The 9570-nt window shown below is 76.4% G+C and carries 9 protein-coding genes; 5 read left to right on the forward strand and 4 right to left on the reverse strand.

Features of this window, described 5'->3' with window-relative positions:
• Window positions 1–196 precede the first annotated feature (196 nt).
• Window positions 197–886: a hypothetical protein gene (locus tag ACSNN9_RS03730; protein ID WP_436671212.1), complete on the forward strand. Its 690-nt coding sequence runs from the start codon at window positions 197–199 to the stop codon at window positions 884–886.
• A gap of 109 nt (window positions 887–995) precedes the next feature.
• On the opposite strand, the gene ACSNN9_RS03735 is transcribed toward ACSNN9_RS03730, so the two are convergent.
• From ACSNN9_RS03735 to ACSNN9_RS03750, 4 genes are all read right to left on the reverse strand, one after another.
• A complete protein-coding gene (locus ACSNN9_RS03735; protein ID WP_436671213.1) occupies window positions 996–1745 on the reverse strand; it encodes a hypothetical protein in 750 nt (249 codons plus the stop codon).
• Between the two features lie 29 nt (window positions 1746–1774).
• Window positions 1775–2833 (reverse strand): type III polyketide synthase, encoded by a 1059-nt coding sequence (locus ACSNN9_RS03740; RefSeq protein ID WP_357873793.1) that lies wholly within the window; start codon window positions 2831–2833, stop codon window positions 1775–1777.
• A 100-nt stretch (window positions 2834–2933) separates the two neighbouring features.
• Window positions 2934–4100 (reverse strand): acyl-CoA dehydrogenase family protein, encoded by a 1167-nt coding sequence (locus tag ACSNN9_RS03745; protein WP_436671214.1) that lies wholly within the window; start codon window positions 4098–4100, stop codon window positions 2934–2936.
• Window positions 4101–4144: 44 nt separating this feature from the next.
• The gene (locus tag ACSNN9_RS03750; protein ID WP_436671215.1) at window positions 4145–4918 is read right to left on the reverse strand and encodes a methyltransferase domain-containing protein; all 774 of its coding nucleotides are present in this window, start codon (window positions 4916–4918) and stop codon (window positions 4145–4147) included.
• Window positions 4919–4963: 45 nt separating this feature from the next.
• Here ACSNN9_RS03750 and ACSNN9_RS03755 point away from each other — a divergent pair, with 45 nt between their 5' ends.
• From ACSNN9_RS03755 to disA, 4 genes are all read left to right on the forward strand, one after another.
• A complete protein-coding gene (locus ACSNN9_RS03755) occupies window positions 4964–5803 on the forward strand; it encodes a UbiA family prenyltransferase (RefSeq protein ID WP_436671216.1) in 840 nt (279 codons plus the stop codon).
• A gap of 139 nt (window positions 5804–5942) precedes the next feature.
• Entirely contained in the window at window positions 5943–6680 is a 738-nt protein-coding gene (locus ACSNN9_RS03760) for a hypothetical protein (RefSeq protein WP_436671217.1), read from the forward strand.
• A gap of 88 nt (window positions 6681–6768) precedes the next feature.
• A complete protein-coding gene (gene radA / locus ACSNN9_RS03765) occupies window positions 6769–8223 on the forward strand; it encodes a DNA repair protein RadA (protein WP_436671218.1) in 1455 nt (484 codons plus the stop codon).
• 142 nt (window positions 8224–8365) lie between these two features.
• Window positions 8366–9547, forward strand: a complete 1182-nt coding sequence (disA, locus tag ACSNN9_RS03770; protein ID WP_436671219.1) for a DNA integrity scanning diadenylate cyclase DisA — start codon at window positions 8366–8368, stop codon at window positions 9545–9547.
• The last annotated feature ends 23 nt before the right edge of the window (window positions 9548–9570 follow it).

A 9570-nucleotide genomic window follows, 5' to 3' on the forward strand; every position in this document is an offset into this window, starting at 1 on the left:
CGGTGGTTTGACCACGCTCCGTAACGCTCAGATGACGTCCCGGTACGAGTGACGCGAACGTCGAGATCAAGGGCTATGCGCTCCTCCCATGGTAGCCGGCCGGCCGGGTACGCGCCCAGGTGTAGCGGCAGCCCGTCCGGTGCGGGACGCTGGAGGTCGAGCCGCTGTCCGCTCGCCGAGACGTCTTGGGGGTCCGATGGGCAAGCCCGACGCAGACGGCCCCGGACTGCCCGACCTGCCGCCGGAGTGGGGTCGGGTGGTCGTGCCGGACGACGCCTCCGCCCTGGCCGCCGAGGCCGAGCAGATCCGCCGCGAACTGCACGCGAGGCCCCGCCGCGCCGCCGCGCGCCGGGCAGCCCGCTCCCCGCTCGCCCTGCCCCTGCTGGTGCTGCTGGTGGCGGTGCTGACCACCCTGGCCGGCCTCGCGGCGGTCACCTGGCCCCGGTCCGGCCGGTCCGCCCCGGAGCCCGCCGCCACCCCGTACGCGCCGCCGGCCGGGTCGGCCGGACGGCCGCTGCCCGCGCTGGACCTGGTCGACGCGGGGCAGTCACCGGTGCCCCTGCGCGCACTGGTGCCGGCGATGATCATCCTGGTGGACGGCTGTCCCTGCCCGCTGGACGTGGCCGCCGCCGCCACCCTGGCGCCGGCCGGCGTGACGGTGGTCACCGTCGCCGGCGACCGGCCCGTACGCGTCACGCCGCCCGCCGGGGCGACCGTGCGACCGCTCGCCGACCCGGCCGGCGGGCTGCGGGCGTTCCTGCACCTGCCGGCCCGCCCCGGCGCCGCCACCGCGCTGCTGGTGGACCGGGCCGGCGTCCTCGTCAAGGTGGTGCCCGAGGTGCGCTCCGCCGAGGACTACCGCGCCGACCTGGCCCGCCTCGCCTGAGCGGACGCGCCCTCCACCGCCCGATGCACCGCCCCCGGCCCCGCTGCCACCCGTGCGACGACGCCACCCGCCGGTGCGCTCTGGACACCCGGCGGGCGCGGAGGCGGGGTCAGGGCAGGGCGACCAGCTGCGCCTCGACCCGGAGCGGCTCGGCGTTGGCGCTCGACAGCGAGACCTGGAACGGCCCGCCCCTCCCGGTGACCGCCGTCGAGGTGACCGAGCCGTCGCAGGCGCTGGTGATCGGGTCCGCCGCCCGGGCCCCGTCGATCACGATCAACAGCTCGCCGGGGCCGACGCAGCGGAACTGCAGCAGGTGCCGGGCCCCGCCCTCGGCGGAGGCGTGTTTGACGAGCCCCTCCGCAGGGCCCAGCCGACCTTGAGCGGACCAGACCGTGTCGGGGAACGGGTCCAGCCGGCTGCCCCGCGCGGCCTCGTCGAGCCGTCCGTCCATGAACCGGCGGGCGTCCGGGCCCGCGGGCCCGACGTCGGCCCGGACCGCGTCGCCGTTGCGCGGGTCGACCCGGAAGGTGAGGCCGCTGCGCGGGTCCGTCCTGGTCGCGTCGCCGGTCTTCGGGTCGACGAGCCAGAAGCTGCTCGCTCTCACCGGCCCTTCCGGCGGGACGGCCTGGACCCGGGCCGCCGCGGACCCGCCCCCGACCCGCGGTGCGGCGCTCGAAGCGACGCCGACCGGTCCGGTGCGGGGCGCCTCGGCCTGCCACCACCAGCCTCCGCCGACCAGCGCGGCCAGCCCCGCCACCGCCAGTACGGCGATGCGCAGCCGGTCGTCGGCCCCGACGGGAGTCGCGTGCTCACCCGCGTCCGGCCCGGATTCCGGCCGGTCTGCCGCATCGGCGTCCATCACCAGAGGGTAACCGCACGCGCGACGGTTCACTCCTGTCGTTCGAGCAACGCGGCGTAGAGGGTCAGGCCCGGGCCGAACGCCAGCATCACCACCCGGCGCGGCGGCGACGCGGCCCGGCGCAGCCGGTCCAGGATCAGCAGCACCGTCGGCGACGAGCAGTTGCCGTGCTCGTCCAGCGTCGCCCGGGACGCCGCCAGGCCCTCCGGCGGCAGGGCCAGCTCCCGCTCGACCACGTTCAGGATGCGCGGCCCGCCCGGGTGCACCGCCCAGCCGTCCAGCTCGGACAGCGTCGTGCCGTGCCGGGCCAGCAGCCCCTCGACCAGGCCCCGGACGTGCGTGGAGAGCACCTGCGGCACCTTCGGCGACAGCCCCATCCGGAAGCCCGTGTCGGTGACGTCCCAGGTCATGTGGTCGGCCGTCGAGGTGTCCGTGACGGAGGCGACCTCGCGCAGCGCGTACCCCCGGCCGCCGGGGACGACCACGGCGGCGACCGCGGCGTCCGAGAAGAGCGCGTGGGAGACGATCTGCTGGGTGTCCACCCGGGCGTTGGAGGGCTGGATGTGCAGGCTGGTCAGCTCCGCGCAGAGCAGCAGCGCGGGCCGGCCCCGGGCGGTGACGAAGTCGCTCGCCGCGCCCAGCCCCGGCAGTGCGGCGTAACAGCCCATGTGCCCGACGAACATGCGCTGCGTGTCCGGGGCCATGCCCAGGTCCCGGGCGAGCAGGATGTCCAGCCCCGGGGTGGCGTACCCGGTGCACGAGCAGACGACGAAGAGCCCGACGTCGCCGGCGGACAGGCCGGCGGCGGTCAGCGCCCGGCCCACCGCCTCCTTGCCCAGCGGCAGCGCCTCGACCAGGTAGCGGCGCATCCGCCGCTCCGTCGGCCAGTCGGAGACGTCCTCCAGCAACGGGTTCACGGCGGCCTGGCGGCGGGTGACCCCCGAGTGCGCGAAGATCCGCTGCGCCAGCGCGCGCGTGCTGCCGGAGAAGTGCTTCGAGAAGAAGCCCTCCCACAGGTCGTCCTGCGCGGCCGACGGCGGGTGTGCCGTCCCCAGCCCCGCGATCACCGGTACGGCCACCATGCCCACCTCTCGTCCGGCCTTGCGCAGCGGGCGGCCCACCCCGCCCCTGGACGGGCCCCCCGCGCCGTGCGCCCGCGCGTCCGCCGCCTCGACGGACTCCCCACGCTCACCAACGAGGGACCGTCGTGTCGCGGTCCGGGTCGCCGCCCAGCGCGGCGATGCCGAGCCAGTCCGCGCAGACGTCCGACGTCGCCGGGTGCAGGGAGCCGCAGCGGGCGTCCCGGTAGAGCCGCTCCAGCGGATGCCCCCGCCGGGTGGCGGACGTGCCGGCCGCCTCCAGCATGGACGCCGCCACCTCGGCGGCGGTGGTGCCGGCGAGCAGCTTGGCCCGCCAGACCCAGCGGTTGGTCTCCGCGTCGCCCGGCGCCTCGTCCACCCGGCGGGCCGCCTCGGCGACCACCAGCTGCGCCGCCGCCACCGCCGCGTCGGCCCGGCCGAGACGGGACCGGACCGCCGGCAGGCCGGCGAGGTTGCGGGCGTTCAGGTGCTCGGCCGCCGCGTCGACCGCCGCCCGGGCGACCCCGACGTAGACGGCGGCGTAGCTGGCCACCAGCCAGTGCGGCATGAGCTGGGCGACCACCAGGGCCAGCCCCTCCACGCCCCCGAGCAGCCGGTCGGCCGGCACGGCCACGTCCAGGTGCAGGTCGTGCGATGAGGTCGCGCGCATGCCGAGCGAGTCCCAGGTGGGCTCGACGGTCAGCCCGTCGCCGGCCGGCACCAGGAACTGGGAGACCACCGACTGGTCGGCGGCGCTGCGGGCGGCCACCAGGTAGCCGTCCGCGTGCCCGGCCCCGGAACAGAACGTCTTGCTGCCCTTGAGGTGCCAACCGCCGTCGGTCGGCTCGTAGACGGTGCTCAGCTGGGAGAGCCGGGCGCCGGCGCCGCGCTCGCTCATCGCCACGGCGTACCAGGAGCCCTGCGCGGCGGCGCTCAGCAGCCGGTCCCGGGCGGCCAGCGCCTCGTCCGGCACCCCGAGCGCCTCGGCCAGCTCCTCGGTCACCGCGCCGAGCGCACCGGTGACCGAGGCGTGCATGTTGAAGACCAGGGCCGTCGCGCCGTTGCCCCGGGCCAGCTCGGTGGCGACCGCGGCGTACTCGGCGAAGGTGGCGCCCATCCCGCCGAGCGCGGTGGGCACCATCAGGCCGAAGAGCCCGGCCTCGCGCAGGTCCCGGAAGTCCTCGACCGGGAACGAGCCGTCCCGGTCGTGCTCCGCCGCCCGGGCGGCCAGCCTCGGTGCCAGGCGGCGAGCCGCCTCCAGCGCGTGCTGCGTCATACAGCCCCCTTCTCGGCCCTCTCCCTACCCAGGGACGGGCACCGCTATCCGCTCCGTCGACCACGCCCCTGGTAGAGCACGGCGGTCGACCACGTCGGCACGATCCGCGGCGTCGGGCCGGCGACCGTCGCGTGCGGACGGCCGCCCGGGACCGCGTCCGGACGGTCGGCGGCGCGCATCCGGCGGACCAGCCAGCCGAGCAGGCCGGGCACCCCCGGCCGGATGCCCCGCAGCCGCAGGTCGACACCGTGCCGGGAGCACTCGGTCACCAGCGCCCGGGCGTCCACGAACAACCGTGGATCGTGGATGCCCGTCGGCACCGTGGGCAGCCGCTCGGCGATCCGCACGGCGAGCAGCCGGCTCAGCGCCGTGTCGTTCAACGTGTCCAGGACGAGCAGGCCGCCGGGCCGCAGCAGCCGGCACGCCTCGGCCACCGCGCGCCGCCAGTCCGGCACGTGCTCCAGCAACTCGCCCGCGGCGACCACGTCGGCGCAGCCGTCCGCCAGCGGCACGGCGGTGACGTCGCCGTTGACGACGCTCACCCCGTGCGCGGCGGCCTGCTCCAGGGCCGACCGGGTGAGGTCGACGCCCACGTGCCGGTAGCCCTTGCCGGCCAAGTGCGGGGCGAGCAGCCCGGCGCCGCAGCCGAGGTCGACGAGGAGGGCACCGGGGCGGGACGCCGTCGGCACCAGCGCCGCGCGGGCCTCGGCCAGCCAGTGCAGCATCGCGAACGCGCCGTCCGGCCGCCACCACTCGCCGGCCAGGTCGTCGTACTGGCGCGGATCGTTGCGTGGCAGGGTGCGGCCCGCGTCTGGCATGGACCGAGCGTGGCACGACTGCCCGGTAACGACCAGACTTTCCTCATGTCGCCAACGGTGCTAGGGCTGGTCAGGGCGAGTCACCCGGAGCCGGCCGCCGCGGTCACCACGGTGGCCGGGCTGCTGGCGTGGGGCGTCGGGCACCGGCCCGTCGGGATCCTCGCCGTGGTGCTCACCGTGGCGTCCAGCCAGCTCGCCGTCGGCTGGGCCAACGACGCGCTCGACGCGGAGCGGGACGCCACGGTGGGGCGTACCGACAAACCGGTCGCCGCCGGCGCCGTGGGCCGGCGCGCGACGGCCGTGGCCGCGACGGTGGCCGCGCTCGCCACCCCGGCGCTGGCGCTGGCGACCGGCCCGGCCGCCGCGCTCTGCGCCACCCTCGGGCTGCTCTCCGCGCTGCTCTACGACTGGCCGCTGAAGTCGACCCCGGTCTCGGTGCTGCCCTACGCGGTCTCCTTCGGTTCGCTGCCCGCCTTCGTCGTGCTGGCGCTGCCCGGGGCGGTGGTCCCGCCGGTCTGGCTGGTCGCCGCCGCGGCCTGCCTGGGCGCCGGGGCGCACTTCGCCAACGTCCTGCCCGACCTGGCCGACGACGCCCGGACGGGGGTGCGCGGGCTGCCGCACCGGCTGGGTCCGGCCGGCAGCCGCGCCGCCGCCGCGCTGCTGCTGCTCGCGGCGACCGCCACGCTGGCCCTCGGGCCACCCGGGCCGCCGTCGGGCGTCGGCGTCGCCGCGGTCGCGACCGCCGTCGTGGTGCCGCCGCTGAGCTGGTACGGCGGGCGCGCCGCAGCCCGGGCCGGAGGCCGGCAGGTGGCCGCCTTCCGGGCCGTGATGCTGGTCGCCCTCATCGACGTCGTCCTGCTGGTCACGAGCGGCCGACTGGTGTGACGCGCGCCCCCTCCGGTGGCATCTCCGGGTCGGCGTGCGGGGGTGGATCAGGCCCAACTACCCTGGAGCGCGGTCTGCGCGGGCAGGGCCACCACCCCCGGCGTGAGCACCGGGTGGGATCGTGACGAGGAGGACCGACGTGACGCGCTCGATCAGGGGTTCCCGGCGGGCGGCCCTGCTGCTGTCCGGGATGGCCGCGGCGACCGGGCTGCTGCTGTCCGGCTGCGGCGCCGGCCAGGTCTCCGAGACCGCCAACAAGGAGCCGTCGGTCCAGGGCGTCAACCTGTCGGCCCGCAACGGCGAGTACGCGGTCCGCGGCCTGCTGGTCGAGTTCCCCGGCACCGAGGGTTACCAGGCGGGTGCCAACGCCGTCCTGAACGCCGTGATCTACAACGACTCGCGAAACCCGGTCACCGTGACCGTGACCACCGACAGCGCCCGCGAGGTGGTGATCACCGGCGCCGGCGCGACCGCCAGCCCGTCGGCGTCCCCGAGCGGGTCGCCGTCGCCCGACCCGTCGGCGCCGGCCAGCCCGGGCGCCACCGGAAGCCCGTCGGGTTCGGCCAGCCCGGGCGCCACCGAGAGCCCGGCCGCGCCGGAGAGCCCGGCCGCGCCGGCCGGCGAGCCGGCCCGGGTCGAGATCCCGCCGCTGAGCTACGTGCAGCTCAACACCGGGTCCGACCGGTTCTTCCAGCTCGTCGGCCTGAACGAGGCGCTGCGCTCCGGCCAGAACGTCTTCGTGACCTTCGACTTCGGCAACGGCGTCACGCTCACCGGCCCCGCGCCCGTCGCCGTGCCGCTCACCCCGGCGGCGCCCCCGTCGCCGATCATCGAGCGGGAGGGCGGCTACGAGGGCCAGGAGGACGGCGGCCACTGACCCCGCCCTGTCAGACCGACGACACCGTCGGCGTGGTGACCGCCACGCCGGCGGTGTCTTCGTCGTACCCGGGTACTAACGTCCCGGTGTGACCACCTCACGATCGGCCTCCTCCCGCGCCGGCGGGGTCGGCGGGCGCGGACGCGCCGCCGCCCGCGAGCCCCGGCCGGCCTACGAGTGCGACGCCTGCGGGCACCAGCCACCGAAGTGGGTGGGGCGTTGCCCGGAGTGCGGCGAGTGGGGCTCGGTGGTCGAGTGCACGGTCACCGGCCCGACGGTCTCCGGAAAGGTGGTCAGCTCCCGGATGCCGGCCGAGCCGGCCCGGCCGATCGCCACCATCAGCGCCGCGCCGGCACGGGCCCGCCCCACCGGGGTCAGCGAGCTCGACCGGGTCCTCGGTGGCGGCCTGGTCCCCGGCGCGGTGGTGCTGCTCGCCGGCGAGCCGGGGGTCGGCAAGTCCACCCTGCTGCTCGACGTGGCCCAGCAGTGGGCGGCCGGCGCCGGCAGCCCGTCCCTGGTGGTCAGCGGCGAGGAGTCGGTCAGCCAGGTCCGGCTGCGCGCCGAGCGGATGGGCACCCTGCACGACCAGCTCTACCTCGCGGCCGAGAGCGACCTCGCCGCCGTGCTCGGTCACCTCGACGCGGTCAAGCCGGGCCTGCTGGTGCTCGACTCGGTGCAGACCATCTCCACCACCGGCGCCGAGGGGGTGTCCGGCGGGGTGACCCAGGTGCGGGCGGTCACCGCCGCCCTGGTCTCGGTGGCCAAGGAGCGCGGCATCGCCACCGTGCTGGTCGGCCACGTCACCAAGGACGGCCAGGTGGCCGGTCCCCGGGTGCTGGAGCACCTGGTCGACGTGGTGCTGCACTTCGAGGGCGACAAGCACTCCTCGCTGCGGATGGTGCGCGGTGTGAAGAACCGGTTCGGCGCCGCCGACGAGGTGGGCTGCTTCGAGATGCACGAGGGCGGCATCAGCAGCCTGGCCGACCCGTCCGGGCTCTTCCTGACCCGCTATTCGGAGCCGGTGCCCGGCACCTGCGTCACGGTGGCGATGGAGGGGCGCCGGGCGCTCGTCACCGAGGTGCAGGCGCTGATCGGCGCGACCGTGGCCGGCTCGCCCCGGCGGACGGTCTCGGGGCTCGACTCGGCCCGGCTCGCGATGGTGCTGGCCGTGCTCCAGCGGCGCACCGAACGCCTGACCCTGCACGACCGGGAGGTCTTCGCGGCCACCGTCGGCGGCATCCGGGTGGTGGAGCCGGCGGCCGACCTGGCCGTCGCCCTCGCCGTCGCCTCGGGCGGGCTCAACCTGGCCATCGCGCCGCACCTGGTGGCGATCGGCGAGGTCGGCCTGACCGGCGAGGTGCGCCGCGTCGGCGCGGTGCCGCGCCGGCTGGCCGAGGCGGCCCGGCTCGGGTTCCGGCTCGCGCTGGTGCCGACCGGCTGCGGCCCCGAGAGCACCGGCGTCACGCCCGAGCACATGCGGGTGCTCGAGGTGACCGACGTGCGTTCGGCGCTCCAGGCCGTCGCCCGGGCGTCGGCCGAGTGACCGCCGGTGGCGGCCGGCGGAGCGCCCGGCCCGATAACGGACAGCACGGACTCCGGCCCACGCTCCGGGCGAGGCGGGGCATCGTGACACATCACAGTAACCACGACAGCACCCACCGCAGGGCAGTCCGTAGACTGTGCCCGTGCCGATCGACCGCGACACCGCCAAGCCTGCCGGTGCGACGCCTCACGCCCGCACCGGCGCCGTGGGCTCGCCCGCCCGCCCGATCAGCGTGAGCGTGACCGGCGGCGCCGGGGGCGCCGGCGACCCGTTGCGGGCGAACCTGGCCCTGATGGCCCCGGGCACCGCGCTGCGCGACGGCCTCGAGCGCATCCTGCGCGGCCGGACGGGCGCCCTGATCGTCCTCGGCTACGACAAGGTGGTCGAGGGTCTCTGCACCGGCGGGTTCCCGCTCGACGTCGAGTTCTCCGCGACCCGCGTGCGTGAGCTGTGCAAGATGGACGGCGCGGTCGTGCTCTCCAGCGACGGCACCCGGATCGTGCGGGCCGCCGTGCACCTGATGCCCGACCCGACCATCCCGACCGAGGAGTCCGGCACCCGGCACCGCACGGCGGAGCGGGTCGCCCGGCAGACGGGCTACCCGGTCATCTCGGTCAGCCAGTCGATGCGGATCATCAGCCTCTACGTCAACGGCCAGCGGCACGTGCTGGACGACTCGGCGGCGATCCTGTCCCGCGCCAACCAGGCGCTCGCCACGCTGGAGCGCTACAAGCTCCGGCTGGACGAGGTCTCCGGCACGCTCTCCGCCCTGGAGATCGAGGACCTGGTCACCGTACGGGACGCGGTCGCCGTGGTGCAGCGGCTGGAGATGGTCCGCCGGATCGCCGACGAGATCGCCGGCTACGTGGTGGAACTGGGCACCGACGGCCGCCTGCTGGCCCTCCAGCTCGACGAGCTGATGGCCGGCGTCGACGCCGACCGCACCCTGGTGATCCGGGACTACCTGCCGTCCGGCCGGAAGTCCCGCACCCTCGACGAGGCGCTGGTGGAGCTCGACCTGCTCGGCGCGACCGAGCTGATCGACCTGGTCGCGGTCGCCAAGGCGATCGGCTACCCGGCCGCGTCCGACGCGCTCGACGCGGCGGTCAGCCCGCGCGGCTTCCGGCTGCTGGCCAAGGTGCCCCGGCTGCCGGTGGCCGTGGTCGACCGCCTCGTCGTGCACTTCGGCAGCCTCCAGCGCCTGCTGGGCGCCACGGTCGAGGATCTCCAGGCCGTCGAGGGAGTCGGCGACGCGCGCGCCCGGGGCGTCCGCGAGGGGCTGTCCCGGCTCGCCGAGGCGTCGATCCTCGAACGCTACGTCTGACCGGTGGGGGGGGGGGGGGGGGG

Origin of the sequence: Micromonospora sp. URMC 107 (assembly GCF_051386315.1) — a bacterium.
Lineage (GTDB): Bacteria > Actinomycetota > Actinomycetes > Mycobacteriales > Micromonosporaceae > Micromonospora.